This window comes from Mesorhizobium sp. WSM4845 (assembly GCF_055811455.1).
The window spans coordinates 101807-117289 of sequence record NZ_JBVVQA010000002.1 but is presented as its reverse complement, the minus strand read 5'-3'; the positions used below and the strand labels follow the sequence as shown (position 1 = coordinate 117289).

Genomic DNA, 15483 nt, shown 5'->3' with positions numbered 1-15483 from the left:
AAAAGCTGGACCAATCGACAGCGTATCGACGAAAGGGCATGAGTTTTCCTGGAGGATCATCATGCAGAAATCGATCGAGCGCATTGCCGGCGACAGCGAAGGCGTTTGCTACGAATTCCCGGTCTTCCGCTTCGAGGGAACGGACGAGGCGGCATCCTCGGCCTATCTGCAGGCCGCACTGCATGCCGGCGAACTGCCGGGCGTCGTCGCCATCGACGCGCTGATGCCGATGCTTGAAAAGGCCGAAGCCGAACGCCGCATCAAGGGCGATATCACCGTCGTGCCGCAAGCCAATCCGATCGGCCGCGCCCAGTATCATTTCGGCGAGCACCAGGGCCGTTTTCACCTGGGCACGCGCACCAACTTCAACCGCGGCTTTCCGCTGCTGGCCGCGCCTGACGTAAAATTGTTGCCCGACACCACGCTTGGCACTGCCGATCAGCGGCTGAAGAGCCGGCTGCTGCAGCTGTCGATCGGCCACGACATCGTGCTCGACCTGCACTGCGACGACGAGGGCCTCGCCTACCTCTATGTCCACACCAGCCTGTGGCCGGCGATGGCGGATTGTGCGGCGGCCATGGGCGTCGATGCGGTGATCCTGTGGGATGAAGATACCGACGGCACCTTCGAAGGCGCCTCGATCGCGCCGTATCTGAACCTCCCTGCCGAGGTGGCGCGGTTCGACCGGCGCGTCGCCACCACGGTCGAGTATCGCGGCATACTCGATGTCGACGGCGCTCTGGCCGGCGCCGATGCCGATGGGCTCTATCGGCTGCTGGTGGCGCGCGGCGTGATCCTGGATCAGGCCCTGTCCACGCCCGGCAGCTTCACCGGAATCGTTGCGCCGCTCGAAAACATCGACATGATGCCGGCGCCTCGGGCCGGCGCGGTCCTCTATAACGTGAAGCCCGGCGACCGTGTGGCAAAAGGCGCACTGCTCGCCACCATCGTTCATGCGCCGGGTGAAGCCGGCGGCCGCACCCAGCTGTTCGCGCCGCAGGCGGGCATCATCCTGACACGGCGTTCCCGACGCATCATCCGCGCCGGCGAAGATCTGCTGAAGCTGGTCGGCGACAGCAAAAGCGCCGATGCACGGTCGGGAACGCTGGAGGATTGAGGGCTCATGCCCTTCTCCATGCCCTCCCCTTCTCCACCCCTTCCCCTTCTCCAGGCCCCTCATTGAATCCGTCCATTGAATCCAGTTGCGCGGCCGTTCAATCGCCGCTATTGGAATCGCCATGAACATGCGCTCAATCAAGACCGTCTGGTGGTGGGCTCGCTGACAGCGGCCTGTTCGAACGCGTGCGCGTTAAAAATGGAAGGTGGCCGCAACGGAATGTCCGGGCGGCCATTTGTTTTTCAAAGCCATGCCCCGGGTCCGTTGCCCCCAAGACGCTGAAATATCCAAGATGCTGAAATAGCCAAGACGCTGATGGAGACGGCAATGACGACGAAAATTCTGGAGAACGGGGCGGAGCGCTTCGTCACGGCGGGTGGCGTGACGATTACCCGCGAGCGCCATGACCGGCCTTACGAAGGCGCGATCGACGCCTATGTCGACGGGCTGAATGCGCGCCGTGGCGCCGTGTTTTCGTCGAATTACGAATATCCCGGCCGCTATACGCGCTGGGACACCGCCATCATCGACCCGCCGCTTGTGATCTCGGCGCGTGGCCGCGCCATGCGCATCGAGGCGTTGAACAGCCGTGGCGAGATGCTTCTGCCGGTGGTCGGCAAGGCGCTCGGCGGCCTTGACGAGGTGACGATCGCCGAGACGTCGAAAAGACTGATCTGCCTCGACGTGGCCAGGCCCGGCCGTGTTTTCACTGAAGAAGAACGCAGCCGCGTTCCCTCCGTCTTCACCGTGCTGCGCGCCATCACCGCTCTGTTCAAGACAGAGGAAGACGCCAATCTCGGTCTTTATGGCGCCTTCGGGTACGATCTCGCCTTCCAGTTCGATCCGGTCGACTACAAGCTCGAGCGCCAGCAAAGCCAGCGCGACCTCGTGCTGTTCCTGCCCGACGAGATTCTGGTCGTCGACCACTATTCGACCAAGGCCTGGACCGACCGCTACGACTATTCCAGCGATGGGTTTTCGACACAGGGATTGCCGCGCGACGAAATCGTCGAGCCGTTCAGGACCGCCGACCGCATCCCGCCGCGCGGCGACCATGAGCCCGGCGAATATGCCAACCTGGTGCGCAAGGCGATGCAGAGTTTCAAGCGCGGCGACCTGTTCGAGGTGGTGCCCGGCCAGATGTTCTACGAGCGCTGCGAGACACCGCCCTCCGATATCTCCCGCAAGCTGAAGGCCATCAACCCCTCGCCCTATTCCTTCTTCATCAATCTCGGCGAAGGCGAATATTTGGTCGGCGCCTCGCCCGAGATGTTCGTGCGCGTCAACGGCCGCCGTGTCGAGACCTGCCCGATCTCCGGCACGATCAAGCGCGGCGGCGACGCCATTTCCGATAGCGAGCAGATCCTGAAGCTGCTCAATTCGAAGAAGGACGAATCCGAGCTGACCATGTGCTCGGACGTCGACCGCAACGACAAGTCGAGGGTCTGCGACCCGGGCTCGGTGCGTGTCATCGGCCGCCGCCAGATCGAGATGTATTCGCGGCTGATCCACACCGTCGACCATATCGAGGGGCGGCTGCGCGAAGGCATGGACGCCTTCGACGCGTTCTTGTCGCATGCCTGGGCGGTCACCGTCACCGGCGCGCCGAAATTATGGGCGATGCGCTTCATCGAGCAGAACGAGAAGAGCCCGCGCGCCTGGTATGGCGGGGCGATCGGCATGGTCAATTTCAACGGTGACATGAACACCGGCATGACGCTTCGCACCATCCGCATCAAGGACGGCATCGCCGAGGTGCGCGCCGGCGCCACGCTGCTCTTCGACAGCATTCCCGAGGAAGAAGAAGCCGAAACCGAACTGAAGGCATCCGCCATGATCTCCGCCATCCGCGACGCCAAATTAGGCAATGCCGCCGACACCGAACGCGCCACCGCGCGCGTCGGCGACGGCGTCAACATCCTGCTGGTCGACCACGAGGACTCCTTCGTCCACACGCTGGCCAATTATTTCCGCCAGACCGGCGCCAATGTCTCGACCGTGCGCACGCCTGTGCCGGACGAGGTCTTCGACCGGCTGAAACCCAACCTGGTCGTGCTGTCGCCCGGTCCCGGCACGCCGAAGGATTTTGACTGCGCCGCCACCATCAAGCGGGCCCGCGCGCGCGACCTGCCGATCTTCGGCGTCTGCCTCGGCCTGCAGGCGCTGGCCGAGGCCTATGGCGGAGAGCTGCGGCAGTTGCACGTGCCGATGCATGGCAAACCGTCGCGCATCCGCGTGTCGAAGCCGGGTATTATCTTTTCCGGCCTGCCCAAAGAGGTGACGGTCGGCCGCTATCACTCGATCTTCGCCGATCCGGTGCGGCTGCCCGACGGCTTCGTCGTCACGGCCGAGACGGAAGAAGGCGTCATCATGGCCTTCGAGCACAGCAAGGAGCCGATCGCCGCAGTGCAGTTCCACCCGGAATCGATCATGACGCTCGGCCACAATGCCGGCATGCGCATCATCGAGAACATCGTTGCGCATCTGCCGCGCAAGGCCAAGGAAAAGGCGGCTTAGGGCGAGGAGTTTCCGTGTTGAGGTTTGCGCCCTACGTCGCCCCCCTCTGTCCTGCCGGACATCTCCCCCACTTGGGGGGAGATTGTCTCTCATTTCGGCTTTCGCCAATCTCAAGCATTGCAGATCTAGCCCGAATATCTCGCACGACGTCATCCATGACAGCCGATCTCCCCCCTTGTGGGGGAGATGTCCGGCAGGACAGAGGGGGGCGCCGAAGAACGCGGCTTCCTCAATGACAACAGCCGAAATCAAGGCGACCGCCAAGCGCAAGGTCGCCAGCCTCGCCTTCTGGTCGATCATCCTCGCCTTCGTCGTGCTCGGCCTGAAGCTGGCGGCCTGGTACGTCACCGGCTCCGTGGCGCTGTATTCGGACGCGCTGGAATCGATCGTCAACGTCATTGCCTCTGCCGCCGCCTATTGGGCGATCCAGGTCAGCCACAAGCCGGCCGACCAGGATCATCCGTTCGGCCACCACAAGGCCGAGTATTTCTCGGCTGTTTTGGAAGGCGTGCTGATCGTGCTGGCAGCCCTGCTGATCCTCAACGAAGTGTGGTGGTCCTTGCGGCACCCTGTCCCGCTCGAACAGCCCTGGACCGGCCTCGCCATCAACGGCGTCGCGACGGTGATCAACGCCTTCTGGGCCATGACGCTGATCCGTGCCGGCCGTGCCGAAAAATCACCGGCACTGGTCGCCGACGGCAGGCACATCATGACCGACGTGGCGACCTCGGTCGGCGTGTTCATGGGTGTGGTCGGCGCCGTGCTGACCGGCTGGCAAGTCCTTGATCCCGCTCTTGCCGTCATCGTTGCGCTGAACATCCTGTGGCAGGGCTGGCACGTCATCGGCTCGTCGATGAACGGTCTGATGGACCGCGCCGTCGACACGCAGGAGCACATGCGCATCCGCGACATCATCTCGGCCAATTGCAAAGGCGCGCTGGAAGTCCACGATCTGAAGACGCGGATTGCCGGCCGCGCCACCTTCATCGAGTTCCACCTGGTCGTCGACGCCGACATGTCGGTGGGCGCCAGCCACGTCATCTGCGACCGCATCGAGGATGCGCTGAAGGCGGAAAACCGCTCGGTGCGCGTCACCATCCATGTCGAGCCCGATGACGAGGCAAAACTGCCCAGGGGCACGACGGCCGTGCCGTTCGCGTGAGGCCTGAGAGACGCCGGCTTCCCTGCCATGACATCAAAAACGTCGAGCCGGTGCAGAACCTCTATGCCGGCGGGACAGCGCCCCCCTCTGTCCTGCCCTCCCTTTGCCAAAATATGTCATCTCCCCCACTTGGGGGGAGATCGGCCGTCTTCCCGGCTTTCGCCAATCTCTGATGGTGCAAGAGTGGGCGGGACGCTGAAGCCGCCAATCTCCCCCCTCGTGGGGGAGATGCCAAGTGGGGGCAAAGACGGCAGGACAGAGGGGGGCGAGAAGGATCGCTGCCGCCGCCATTCTGATCCGAGGATCCGATCAAAGCGCGCAGGCAGCCTGCGGCATCGGCTCCAGCCGATAGACCTTGTCGTCGGATGCGGTCTCGCCGTCGGCCGCCTTCGAGCACAGGTCGACGATCGGCAGGCTGCTGTTGGGGTTGGCCAGCATCAACGTGCCGTTGGCGCCGCGGCGCAGATAAATCTCCCTGGCCGCGATGTCGCAGGAAAAGTCGCTCGTCCTTGCGCTCGCCACACAGCGCCACTGGTCCGCTTCGCCGTCACAACTGTAGCTCTGCGTGACCCTGGCGGAATTCTGGCGCGTGGTGACGGAAACGACTATCTCGGCGCCATCAGGCCAGCTTGCCGTCTCGCCGTCCTTGGCGAAGGCGGCCAGTTCGATCGGGCCCCGGAAAACCCGGATGGTGTGGGTAAGCTGATCGGGATGCGAGCCGAGATGCGCGGCATCGTAGTCGCGCCCGTAGCAGAACGGCTGGTCCGATTTCAGCCGCTCGCGCAGCGGTGCTCCCAGCGCCGGATCGACCGGAGCGATGCGCGCGAATTCGGCCTTGCAGGTCTCACCCGGCATGCGGTCGAGCCGGAAGCCGTCGTCTTCCGTGCCGAGTGCCTGCCTGGCGAACTCCTTTTCGCCAAGTTCATCCTCGGCGCCGGCATCGAGATAAAGGTTGCGATGCACGCCGGAGACGATCAGCCGGCCTTTTTCGTCGACGTTCACCAGGGCCATGGTGCGGTCGCATTCCATGCCGCAATGGATCTCGCCCGACCGCGGATCACCCTTGCCGCACCAACCGCCGACCCATTCAGGCTTGTTGGCGCCGCGCACCGTCGTCGCCAAAAAACCGTTGTAGCCGGACGGAGCGCTGCTCGGCTCCTCGTTCGGAGGGCTGACCGGATCGCTGCCATAGTAGAAGAAAATCCGTCCCACCTTCTGGTTCGGGTGCACCTTGAGATGCGCGGCATCGTAGATGCGCCCGAAACAGGCATCCTTGCCGTCCGGGCTGAGTTCGGTGAGCTGAGGCGTATCGTCGGCAAGGGCCGTGCTGGCGACAGCGGCCAGCAAGGCGACAGCAAGTCCGGCGCCCACAATGGTCTTCCCCCCAATGGTCTTCCCCCCAATGGTCTTCGATATCATGTGCCCCTCCTCGCCCGACCCCTCTTTGCCCGACCACGACGCAACTTCAATTTATGCTAGGATCGGGGCCGAAGCCACGCAATTTGCGAGGACATACTGGAGAACGACAAAATGCGACGCCGCGATATTTTCCGCGTCGGCCTTGCCGGAGCCGCCGGTCTTCTCGGGCAGCGCCAGGTCAAGGCGGCGGCCGTGCAAGAGGAAAGGCAGAAGGTCGCCTATCACCTCAGCGACCTCGACAAGGTCGGCTTCGTTTTGGGCAATATCAAGAACCACTATGAGGGCACCGGCGGCAAGGTCGACATCGTGCTGGTCGTGCACGGACCGGCACTCGCCGCGTTCAAGTCGAAGAGCGCGTCGGCTGCCGTTTCCAGCCGTTTTTCCGGCCTGGTCCGCGACGGGCTGGCCCCGCATGCTTGTGCCAATACCATGCAGGGCATGGACGTTGCGCTCACCGATCTGCTCGACGGCTTCCATGCCGCCGAGACCGGCGGCGTCGTCAAGCTCGCCGAATTGCAGCGCCAGGGCTACGCCTATTTGCGGCCCTGAACCTCTACGGACTTGAACATGAGGGCGGCGAGGCCCTACGAAGAGCAGGAGAGTCCCGGAGGAATGCCAGCCACCACAACCACCCGTGTCACTTCCGCCCTTGTCACTCCCACTTTGGCGACCTCGCCGGCAAGGCGGTGCTGGTCACCGCGACCGGCATCGGGGCGGCACTTGCACTGGCCTACGCCGCGCAGAGATGCCGCGTCGCGCTGCATTACAATTCAAGTCGGCGAAAACCTGGCCAAAACCATCCGCAACGGCGGTGGCGAGGTATTCCCGGTCCAAGGCGATTTCTCGATCGCTGCCGATGTCGAGCGCGTCGTCGAGGACAGCGCGCAGCATTTCGGCCGGCTCGATGGGCTGGTCAACAATGCCGCCTCGGCCGCGTGCCTTTATGCCGAACAGACCGAGGCGCATTACGACGCGGACCTCAACGCCCGCTCCGTGCTGACCGCATCACGCCAGGCGATGCCATGGCTGAAGCGCCAGGGCGGCTTCATCGTCAACACCTCGTCGATCGCGGCACGCAATGGCGCCGGCGGCGGCGCCGGCCCTTGTGGCTCGGCTCGTCTCCAATGTGACCCGCGGCATGGCCAAGGAACTGATCGGCTCGCGTCAACGCGGTGGCGCCGGGCACCATCGCGACCCCTTTCCATGAGCGCTATTCGACCGAGGAGCAGGCCATGGTTGCCACCATTCCGCAGAGCCGCGCCGGCACGCCGCAGGACTGCGTCGGCGCCGTTCCTCTCCACCGCCCTGTTGAGCGGTTACATCACCGGCCACGAGGTGAATGGTGGCCAGTTGATGCCGTGAGCGGCGGCCTGCATACTTGTCGCAGCAAGCAACGGAGAAACCGGCACTGTATGGTCTGATCGGCAAGATGCGGGCGACGCGCGGCCAGCGCGACGCAATGATGGACGTCCTGCTGGCCAGCACTGGCGCCATGCCGGGCTGCCTGAGCTATATCATCGCCACCGATCCGGCCGATGCCGACGCGATCTGGGTGACCGAGGTATGGACCGACCAGGCAAGCCACAAGGCTTCGCTGCAATTGCCGCAAGTCCAGGCGGCGATTGCCAGGGCGCGGCCGATCATCGCCGGGTTCGAGTTCCAGGTGGAAACGCATCCTGTTGGTGGGTTTGGGTTGCCGGAGGCCAAGGCGGGATAGGCTGGGGGGACAGCGCCCTGGGCGCTGTCTCGCCGGCGTGTCAAGTCGTACCGGCGAGCCCTGCCTCGACCACAATATGCTGGCAGATATTGTCGATGTCGCGAATGACGTCGTCATTCAAGAAGCGCAGGAGGGTCCAGCCGTCCTGTTCAAGACGCTTTGTTCTTGCCTCATCGCCTGTATTGGCGTCGGCATGCTGCGAACCATCGACTTCGACGACGAGCTTCTTGTGCGGGCAAGCGAAGTCGACAATGTAACCGGCGATCGGAAATTGTCGGCGGAAGCCAAGCCCCATCAGGCGATGCGTGCGAAGCTCGTTCCAAAGCTTCAGTTCGGCGTCGGTCATGGCTTTGCGCATCGACTTGGCATTTGCGCGATTTCGCGGAGGCAATGGCGTGTGAGGCATTGGTCAATGCTCGGTCGCAATTGAGGTTGGTGCTCTACGGCGCCCCCCTCTGTCCTGCCGGACATCTCCCCCACTTGGGCAGGGCTGTCCGGGGAAAGTTATTCATATATGAAGGCCATCTGATTGGGAGAGGCTCGGTCTCTCGGTCGGCTTGGATTGACCGGTGGCGGCTTGGTGATGGTGTGCATTTTCAACCGCCCGAACAAGTATTGAGCGACCAGTTCTGTGAACCTCAAGATAGAAATAGGGACGCGGCGGGCGCGCGCGACAATGCGCAGCAGCGCAAAGGCGATCATTGCGGCCAAGAGTTGCAGGCGGATTGCATTGCCGTTGTTGCCGAGGAACTTGCGGATCTTGAGGTGCTGCTTGATCCATCGGAACAGAAGCTCGATTTGCCAGCGGCCTTTGTAGAGCCGTCCAATCTCGACGGCGGAGCGCTCCAGATCGTTGGTCAAAAGCGTGATAGTGTCGCCCGCTTGGCGCTGAACGCGCAGGCGACGCAGGCGCATCGGCAGCTTGCAAGGACCCTTGCTGACCTGGCTTACCTCACTGTCTTCCACAACCAGGAAGCCGTCGCCCTGCGGCTCGGCTATAGGGCGATCGCGCACCAGCGCCAGCCCCATGTTGGATTTGGGCCGCGTCACGAAGATCGATCCGGGTTCGGCGATCGCTGTCCACCGGCCATAATGGCAGTAGCCCTTGTCGAACACGTAGGTCGCTCCAGCTTCGATCGTGATCTGGCGACCGACCTAGGCGTCGTTGACGTTGGCGTCGGTGATGTCGAGGATGCGCGGACAGTCGGTCTTCGGGTCATAGACAACATGCACCTTCATGCCGCGGATGCGCCCGTTCGACTTGGCCCAATCGCACAGTTTGCCGAGCGGAATGGGGTCGAGTCGATCAGCCGCAGCATGGCTTCGCCCTCGCGCCGCGTTTGCCTGACGAGCAGGTTCGCCACCAGACCGAACGCCTCGGCAAAGACGGCGACCGGACGCCGTCTGTTGGCATCCGACAAGGTCGAACGCATCAAGGGACCGCTGCCCAGGTGATAATGATGTTGGCTGTTGGCGTTCCAGCCGGCTTCCAGGCCACGCAAGCCGCTGCTGCCGCAGGACTGGGCATAGATCAGCGCCACCAGATGATCCCAGCTTCTGAACGATTTGTGTAAGCATCCCGTGGTGGCGATCCACAATTGCTTGGAATTGACGCCGACCGATGCGTTCAAGAAGCTGCCCGAAGATGCTAGGTGCAAAGCGCATGCCCCGTTCCTTTTCTGAGTCTCGACAACCAGAGAGAAGACGGTCAAACCCCTTTTTACGGGGCATGCACATGTGGCATTTCGATTCACTCAAAACTTTCCCCGGACAGCCCTGCCACTTGGGAGGAGATTGGCCGTCGCCGCTGACTTCGCCGATTGCCAACGCAAGAAAGGGGCAGGCGTTGGTGTTCCCTGGAACACCCCTCATCCGGCCGCGGAGCCTGTCTTCGGGCTTGCCGGAGGCAAGACCCGTGGGCGGCCACCTTCTCCCACAAGGAGGGCTTTGCACAGAATCGGATTGGTGATTCCGTGGGCAAGGAAGAGAGGGAGATGATTCGGATGGTCGATCGTGTTCTTGGTCAACTGAGTCTGGCGGACGGGCTGGCGTGGTCGGATACGACGCAGCTCGACCAGATTGCGACTGTCATCGACTGGATGCCGATCCGGGCACTTCTTGGTCAGCGCAGCGGGCCGGGCAAGGGCAACACCAGCTATCCAGCCGAGACATTGCTGCGCTGTCTGTTTTTGGGCGTGTGGAACAATCTCAGCGACCCCGCCCTTGAGATGCAACTGCGCGACCGGCTGTCGTTCCGCCGCTTTGCCGGCTTCAGCCTGTCGGACCGCACGCCGGACCATTCGACGCTGTGGCGCTTCCGCGAAGAGCTGAAGCGCGACGGGCTGATTGATCGGGTGTTCGAAGAGATCACCCGGCAGTTTGAGCAGAAGGGCCTGATCCTCAAGCGCGGCACGCTGATTGATGCATCGTTCATGCGGGCCGCCGCCCGCCCACCGGTGAAGCCGAAGAAGGGTGAGGAGACGTCGGCGAGGCCATCGGCCGACCCCGATGCGCGTTGGGGACGCAAGGCAAAAAGACGGTGTTCGGCTATAAGGTGCACAACGGCGTCGACGAGGCTCACACGCTGATCCGGCGGATGCACTTCACCGATGCTTCGATCACCGACACCGAGCCGGCCGACACGTTGATCTGCGGCGACGAGGAGGCGGCCTATGGCGACCAGGCCTATTACACCCATGCCCGGCATGCCCGGCTTAAGCAGGCCGGCATCAAGGACCGGTTGATGCATCGGCCCAACAAGCACCATCCGCTGACGCCGCGCCAGAAGCAGCGCAACCGCCTGATCTCCAAGGTGCGGGCGGCGGTGGAGCGGCCGTTTGCGGTGTTCAAGCAGCGCTACGGCATGCGGCGGCTGCGCTTCTTCAACCTGGCGACCAACCGGACGCAGTGCGTGCTTGCCGGCTGCAGCTACAATCTGCAACGGGCGACCGCCGTTCTCTTCCCGGTGAGGAAGCCGGCATGAGGGGGCGGAGTCTGCCCAAAATCCGCCGAGGGGGGCCAATTGGGCCCCCGAGGCGGCAAAAATGCCCTGCAACCGGGCGAATGTGGCTTGATTGCGGTTCAAAAAACGCCCCATGCGCCATCTGCGTCAAACTTCGGCCCCCGTGCAAAGCCCTCACAAGGGGAGAAGGGAAGACCAGCGCCGGGGCTACGTGTCTCAATAATCGCCGCGGTAGTAGCGGTCGTCGCAGCGGGCGGTGTAGATGCGGCCGTAGCGGTCCTGATAGCGGCAAAGCTGTTCGCCGCGCCGCTGTGGCGTCGTCGCGCTGCCGACGACCGCTCCCAGCAGGGCGCCGCTGGCTGCGCCGATAACCGTGCTCTTGGTGTCGCGGCCCAGGGCCTGACCGACGAGAGCGCCGCCGGCGCCGCCGACCAGGGCCCCCGTGGTGGCTCTTTGCTGCCCTTCGGTCTGTGCACATCCTGCCAGTGCGGCAGTCACAAGCAGGGCGGCAATGGCTTTGTACATGGTCATCGTCTGATACTCCGTTGAAGCCTATGAACTAATACACTGGCTGGTTTTGCCAAGTGTTTGCCAAGTGCGGTTGCATTGCGGCGGAACCGCGGCAACCGCTTGTCACGAAATGCGACATGGTTTCTTTCGTCTTGACGGTGCGTGCCTCCGACTCTGAAAGATCGTATTCGAACAAGACGATAGGGCCAGGTTCTGTCGAAAAGAATCAGGCTGCGGCCGCAACGATTCCGCCGGCTCCAGCCGATCCCTCAACAATCCAATAACACGCCTGGCTGAACTGGCCAGTGCTCGTTTCCATTTGCAAACAACAAGAAGGAATCTTTCTCATGACAGATCTGGCAGACGCCGGGTCCGTGGTGGCGTCGCCACCGGCGGGCAACCTTGCAGGGCCACCGGCCGCCGGGGACAACGGGTCCGTCCCGCCGGCCGGCAAGTGCTGGTTTGACGGTCTTTCCGAAGGCAACCGCAAGCTCGCTGAAACCAAGGGCTGGACCAAGCCTGAAAACCTCGACCGGGTTCTCACATCCTATGCCGAGCTGGAACGGCAGCAGGGCGAAAGCCTGCGCATTCCGGCAGCGGACGCAGCTGCGGAAGACTGGGACAGGTTCCATGCCCGGCTGCCTGAGGCGATGCGTCCGCTGACATCGCCCGACAAGGTCGAGTACAGGCGCCCAGACGGGCTTTCCGAAAACTTCGCCTATTCGGACGAACTCGCCAACGCGTCGAAAGCGTGGGCGGTCGAGGCCGGCGCCACGCCGAAGGTGGCGCAGGCCTATCACGACCGCTTCGTCGGCTACATGGCCGGACAGGCCAAGGCGGCGGCAGACCATGGTCCCGAAAAGTGGAAACCGGTTTTCGCGGAAGATCATGGTCCAATTTCAAAGGGGGTTATTCGGCATCCACAGATCGGGGTTTTCGCCGGCCTCGCGTGCCAGTCGCCGGGGGGCCATGGCGGCGGCGTCACCGAAATGGTCGCCCGCCGGCATTTCGTCCCGCATGTGCCCGGCACCCGCTTCCTCGACGCGGCGACGGCGGATGAGTTTGCGACCGATGTCGAGTTGGCGCTGGCAGTGAACTGGGACCGCACGGCGTCGAGCGTCAAGCACATGACGTTCATCGCGCTGAAGACGACCGAGGCCTGATGAGGCAAGGCGAGGGCGGGGCGTCAGAGTCCCGCCCTTCTGGACGCCAGGTCGGCCGATGTGGCGAATCCCAAATTCACGCGCCGTGCTGCCCCAGGATTGTTGTTGTTGCACATTGATCAATCGCCGCCACCAAACGGTTACACAAGCGGGCGATGCTGCCATGTCTTTGCAATGGAGGAACCATGAATATGACCTACAAGGCAGTTCAGGATGTGCTTCGAAAAGCCGGCATTGTCATAAGCAAAAAGGGCGAGCTTCACCGCATCAACTTCTTCAGCGGCCTGGAAAACACCGCCTACTACACGACAAGCCTCGAAGATGCGCTTGAGCGGGGTTTTTCGATGGTGAGAGCTGCCGAAAAATTGCCAGCAAGCGCCTTTGCCAAGTCGCGCGTGCGGCCGACGAGCGCACACTTCGGCTGACGCCGCAGGATGTCATCGCCGCGTTGCGCGGCGATGTTGGGAAACCGCATACTATCAGGTGGCGCACGCTACCAGTTTCTTTTCGGTTGCAATCCTTGGCGCCCCCCTCTGTCCTGCCCTCTCTTTGCCAAAATTTGGCATCTCCCCCACTTGGGGGGAGATCGGCAGCTTCCCCGACAACGCCCTTTCTTCAACGTTGGCGATTGGCGAAAGCCAACGAGACATCCAATCTCCCCCCTCGGGGGGGAAATGCCCGGCAGGGCAGAGGGGGGCGCGACGGAACGCGACCTTTCCCCACCTACAATCCCTCCCCACAAATTCCCGATCCACACAGATGGCGGCCAAAACCATGGCCATCACCCCGCTCGACATCGCCAACATGGCGCTTGGCGTCCTCGCGAGGCGCCGGTCGACAGCCTTGATCAGGATGTCAAACCGGCCCGCCTGCTCAACCTGCAATTCGACCTGACCCGCGAGGCGGAGCTGATGAAACATGCCTGGGTGTTCGCAATCCTGGCGGCCGCCGTTGCCGGGTCCGATACCGGCAGTGGCGCGGGCACGCTGAACTTTGCCTATGAATTGCCCGTGGACTGCCTGCGGCCTTTGCCGCTGACCCACAATGGCGAGCCGGATGGCGTGCCGATCGCGTGGCGCCAGGAAGCCGGCTTGATCTATTGCGACCGGCCGGGGCCGCTGATCATCCGCTACGTCGCCAACCTCACCGATCCGAACGACTGGGACGCGACGTTCAGCTCGACATCAAGGCGAGCCAATACGGCTCGCAGCTGCGCCAGAACAATTTGACCACGCAGGCCGCGATCTCGCGCTTTTCCGGCAGGCAGGTGGCGGCTGACTCGATCTTCAGGGCAGGCGGCAATCTCGTGTCCGGCCTTTCCGGGCTGTACGACCCGAAGAAAGCGGTGACGTTCGGCAACAGCGGCTTTCCGCCGGCGCCCGGCGGAGGGCTTTACTGATGGCGACCATCCCCCTCCAGCTCGCCCAGCGCCGGCTCGACAGCGGCAGCGTGGTTTCCTATCCCGACAGCTCGCCGGTCGGCGCCGCGATGCAGGGCTTTGGCGACGAGCTCGCGGCCGTCGCCGAGCGTTTCCGGCAGCAGAAGCAGCAGCAGGATGCGTTCGACGCCGAGGTCATCGGCCGCAAGCTGAACGGGCAGATTGCCCAGGCCGAGAAAGAAGCGATCCAGAATGCGCCGGCCGACGGCCGCGGCCTGCACGACGCCATGTATGGCCAAGCGCGCAACGGTGTCGTCAAGCCCGGCCTATTCGACAAGATCTTCGACGGCACCGTACCAAAATGCCGGAAAGCGAACGCGCCAGCTTCATCAGGCAAAAAGAGGCGTTGAGGCTGGCCGGCTCGGCGCGCATGGCCGCGCAGCAATATGCGCGCCGCCAGGACAATGAGCAGGCCGAATGGTCCAAGGCGCAGGCTGCTATCGCGCAGAGCGACCCCGACGACACCGCGACGTTCGAGGCGATCAGACAGAGCGGGTTCGACTTCATCGCCAAGATGGGCAGCCCGGTGGCCCGGCAGCTGGCCGAAACCGGCTGGCGCAGCAACACGGCGAAGGCGCTAGCCCAGGCGATGCTCGCCAAGGACCCGCGCCGCGCTGCCGAAATGCTGGGTGCGGCGCCGGCCGTGCAGGCCGGTGACGGTGAAACCACAGGCGCTGATGGCACTGATCTGTCGGCGAAAAACCCGAATTGGCTGGCTTCGGGCGACGACCGCCTTGCTGATCTGACGTCCGACGACAGGGTTGCGCTCGCCCGGCTGGCCCCGGCGTCTCGGTGACGCAAAACTGATGTCCGCACCGGCGACCCGCCAGCTTCTTCTCGTTACCTGGCCTGTTGCGTTGCCGTCAGCCCACCGGCATCTTTAATGGCTTCTTCATGTTAGTGGGCTTTTTTATGGGAAAACCCAAAGCCCCTCGCAGGCATGGGGTCATTTCAGCGATAAGAGCGACGGCGGCCTTTCTTACAACACAGACTTGTGGTTCTGGATTGAAATTCCCAAGCGCTGATGCGATCATCGGCAAATCCACCTCGCAGGCTTCTCAGATGAAGGGCTGACCCTACCTTGTTGCGCCTAGATTCTTTTCCGATGCTGGCAAGGATCGTTTTTCCGATCACGTTGGCCGGCGTTCTCCTGCTCACGCTTCTGCCGGCGCGGTTCTTGCCGGAGCTCGGCACGGCCGTCACGCTTCACGACGACAAGCTGCAGCACGCCATCGCCTTCGCCGTGCTGGCGGCCCTGGGAAGCCTCGGTTGGCCGGAACACAGGACAAGGCTGATTGTTCTCCTCGCCTTTACCGGCGCGGCGATCGAGGTGCTTCAGGGGGCGCAACTGATCGGGCGCGATCTAGATGGGTTCGACTGGGTTGCCGACTGCGCCGGCATGGCGTTGGGACTGACAATCGCCGGGACAAGCAGGCGCGTTGGCAAGCGCGTCGGCGGATTGCCGTAGGTCGGTCGAG

General features: G+C 63.2%; 17 protein-coding genes and 2 pseudogenes. 15 read left to right on the top strand and 4 right to left on the bottom strand.

The genetic code is table 11. The features are described 5' to 3' along the window. The first annotated feature begins 61 nt into the window (after positions 1-61). From AC0L2C_RS02820 to AC0L2C_RS02810, 3 genes are all read left to right on the top strand, one after another. Positions 62-1117, top strand: coding sequence for a M14 family metallopeptidase (locus AC0L2C_RS02820; RefSeq protein WP_473522646.1), 1056 nt, complete (start codon positions 62-64; stop codon positions 1115-1117). 327 nt (positions 1118-1444) lie between these two features. Then, positions 1445-3634: an anthranilate synthase gene (locus AC0L2C_RS02815; RefSeq protein WP_473522645.1), complete on the top strand. Its 2190-nt coding sequence runs from the start codon at positions 1445-1447 to the stop codon at positions 3632-3634. A gap of 232 nt (positions 3635-3866) precedes the next feature. Continuing rightward, on the top strand, positions 3867-4796 hold the full coding sequence (locus AC0L2C_RS02810) for a cation diffusion facilitator family transporter (RefSeq protein ID WP_473522644.1): 930 nt from the start codon (positions 3867-3869) through the stop codon (positions 4794-4796). A gap of 309 nt (positions 4797-5105) precedes the next feature. Here AC0L2C_RS02810 and AC0L2C_RS02805 read toward each other — a convergent pair whose 3' ends face one another. Continuing rightward, on the bottom strand, positions 5106-6215 hold the full coding sequence (locus AC0L2C_RS02805; RefSeq protein WP_473522643.1) for a hypothetical protein: 1110 nt from the start codon (positions 6213-6215) through the stop codon (positions 5106-5108). A gap of 111 nt (positions 6216-6326) precedes the next feature. Between AC0L2C_RS02805 and AC0L2C_RS02800 the strand changes: the two genes are divergently transcribed. From AC0L2C_RS02800 to AC0L2C_RS02790, 3 genes and pseudogenes are all read left to right on the top strand, one after another. Next, positions 6327-6764 carry a DsrE family protein gene (locus AC0L2C_RS02800; protein WP_473522642.1) on the top strand — a complete coding sequence of 146 codons (438 nt, stop codon included), beginning with the start codon at positions 6327-6329 and terminating at the stop codon, positions 6762-6764. 137 nt (positions 6765-6901) lie between these two features. Then, positions 6902-7577, top strand: a pseudogene (locus AC0L2C_RS02795) (SDR family NAD(P)-dependent oxidoreductase). Positions 7578-7623: 46 nt separating this feature from the next. Further along, entirely contained in the window at positions 7624-7932 is a 309-nt protein-coding gene (locus AC0L2C_RS02790) for a putative quinol monooxygenase (RefSeq protein ID WP_473522785.1), read from the top strand. Positions 7933-7972: 40 nt separating this feature from the next. Here AC0L2C_RS02790 and AC0L2C_RS02785 read toward each other — a convergent pair whose 3' ends face one another. Further along, a complete protein-coding gene (locus tag AC0L2C_RS02785) occupies positions 7973-8338 on the bottom strand; it encodes an endonuclease domain-containing protein (protein ID WP_473522641.1) in 366 nt (121 codons plus the stop codon). A gap of 98 nt (positions 8339-8436) precedes the next feature. Beyond that, positions 8437-9597, bottom strand: a pseudogene (locus AC0L2C_RS02780) (IS4 family transposase). A gap of 308 nt (positions 9598-9905) precedes the next feature. Here AC0L2C_RS02780 and AC0L2C_RS02775 point away from each other — a divergent pair. Further along, on the top strand, positions 9906-10520 hold the full coding sequence (locus tag AC0L2C_RS02775) for a transposase (protein ID WP_473522640.1): 615 nt from the start codon (positions 9906-9908) through the stop codon (positions 10518-10520). Beyond that, positions 10472-10915 (top strand): transposase, encoded by a 444-nt coding sequence (locus AC0L2C_RS02770; RefSeq protein WP_473522639.1) that lies wholly within the window; start codon positions 10472-10474, stop codon positions 10913-10915. The genes AC0L2C_RS02775 and AC0L2C_RS02770 overlap by 49 nt, the downstream gene beginning before the upstream one ends. A 195-nt stretch (positions 10916-11110) precedes the next feature. Here the strand turns inward: AC0L2C_RS02770 and AC0L2C_RS02765 are convergent, their stop codons facing one another. Then, on the bottom strand, positions 11111-11425 hold the full coding sequence (locus tag AC0L2C_RS02765) for a YMGG-like glycine zipper-containing protein (RefSeq protein WP_027154393.1): 315 nt from the start codon (positions 11423-11425) through the stop codon (positions 11111-11113). Positions 11426-11751: 326 nt separating this feature from the next. On the opposite strand from AC0L2C_RS02765, the gene AC0L2C_RS02760 reads away from it, so the two are divergent. From AC0L2C_RS02760 to AC0L2C_RS02730, 7 genes are all read left to right on the top strand, one after another. After that, positions 11752-12567: a hypothetical protein gene (locus AC0L2C_RS02760; protein ID WP_473522638.1), complete on the top strand. Its 816-nt coding sequence runs from the start codon at positions 11752-11754 to the stop codon at positions 12565-12567. Positions 12568-12752: 185 nt separating this feature from the next. Then, positions 12753-12992, top strand: a complete 240-nt coding sequence (locus AC0L2C_RS02755; RefSeq protein WP_473522637.1) for a hypothetical protein — start codon at positions 12753-12755, stop codon at positions 12990-12992. Between the two features lie 486 nt (positions 12993-13478). Next, on the top strand, positions 13479-13796 hold the full coding sequence (locus AC0L2C_RS02750) for a phage connector family protein (protein WP_287065145.1): 318 nt from the start codon (positions 13479-13481) through the stop codon (positions 13794-13796). Beyond that, a complete protein-coding gene (locus AC0L2C_RS02745; protein WP_288142232.1) occupies positions 13793-13966 on the top strand; it encodes a hypothetical protein in 174 nt (57 codons plus the stop codon). Before AC0L2C_RS02750 ends, AC0L2C_RS02745 begins: the two co-directional genes overlap by 4 nt. Continuing rightward, positions 13966-14355 carry a hypothetical protein gene (locus AC0L2C_RS02740; RefSeq protein WP_288142233.1) on the top strand — a complete coding sequence of 130 codons (390 nt, stop codon included), beginning with the start codon at positions 13966-13968 and terminating at the stop codon, positions 14353-14355. The genes AC0L2C_RS02745 and AC0L2C_RS02740 overlap by 1 nt, the downstream gene beginning before the upstream one ends. Before the next feature lie 20 nt (positions 14356-14375). Next, entirely contained in the window at positions 14376-14801 is a 426-nt protein-coding gene (locus AC0L2C_RS02735) for a hypothetical protein (RefSeq protein ID WP_288142234.1), read from the top strand. 309 nt (positions 14802-15110) lie between these two features. Then, a complete protein-coding gene (locus AC0L2C_RS02730; RefSeq protein WP_287065151.1) occupies positions 15111-15473 on the top strand; it encodes a VanZ family protein in 363 nt (120 codons plus the stop codon). The last annotated feature ends 10 nt before the right edge of the window (positions 15474-15483 follow it).

Bases quoted from the DNA above. Each gene is read 5' to 3' on its own strand.
- AC0L2C_RS02765 (WP_027154393.1), bottom strand. From the start codon at position 11,425: ATGACCATGTACAAAGCCATTGCCGCCCTGCTTGTGACTGCCGCACTG.
- AC0L2C_RS02750 (WP_287065145.1), top strand. From the start codon at position 13,479: ATGAAACATGCCTGGGTGTTCGCAATCCTGGCGGCCGCCGTTGCCGGG.
- AC0L2C_RS02810 (WP_473522644.1), top strand. From the start codon at position 3,867: ATGACAACAGCCGAAATCAAGGCGACCGCCAAGCGCAAGGTCGCCAGC.
- AC0L2C_RS02800 (WP_473522642.1), top strand. From the start codon at position 6,327: ATGCGACGCCGCGATATTTTCCGCGTCGGCCTTGCCGGAGCCGCCGGT.
- AC0L2C_RS02805 (WP_473522643.1), bottom strand. From the start codon at position 6,215: ATGATATCGAAGACCATTGGGGGGAAGACCATTGGGGGGAAGACCATT.
- AC0L2C_RS02815 (WP_473522645.1), top strand. From the start codon at position 1,445: ATGACGACGAAAATTCTGGAGAACGGGGCGGAGCGCTTCGTCACGGCG.
- AC0L2C_RS02760 (WP_473522638.1), top strand. From the start codon at position 11,752: ATGACAGATCTGGCAGACGCCGGGTCCGTGGTGGCGTCGCCACCGGCG.
- AC0L2C_RS02740 (WP_288142233.1), top strand. From the start codon at position 13,966: ATGGCGACCATCCCCCTCCAGCTCGCCCAGCGCCGGCTCGACAGCGGC.
- AC0L2C_RS02755 (WP_473522637.1), top strand. From the start codon at position 12,753: ATGAATATGACCTACAAGGCAGTTCAGGATGTGCTTCGAAAAGCCGGC.
- AC0L2C_RS02820 (WP_473522646.1), top strand. From the start codon at position 62: ATGCAGAAATCGATCGAGCGCATTGCCGGCGACAGCGAAGGCGTTTGC.
- AC0L2C_RS02730 (WP_287065151.1), top strand. From the start codon at position 15,111: ATGCTGGCAAGGATCGTTTTTCCGATCACGTTGGCCGGCGTTCTCCTG.
- AC0L2C_RS02735 (WP_288142234.1), top strand. From the start codon at position 14,376: ATGGCCGCGCAGCAATATGCGCGCCGCCAGGACAATGAGCAGGCCGAA.
- AC0L2C_RS02785 (WP_473522641.1), bottom strand. From the start codon at position 8,338: ATGCCTCACACGCCATTGCCTCCGCGAAATCGCGCAAATGCCAAGTCG.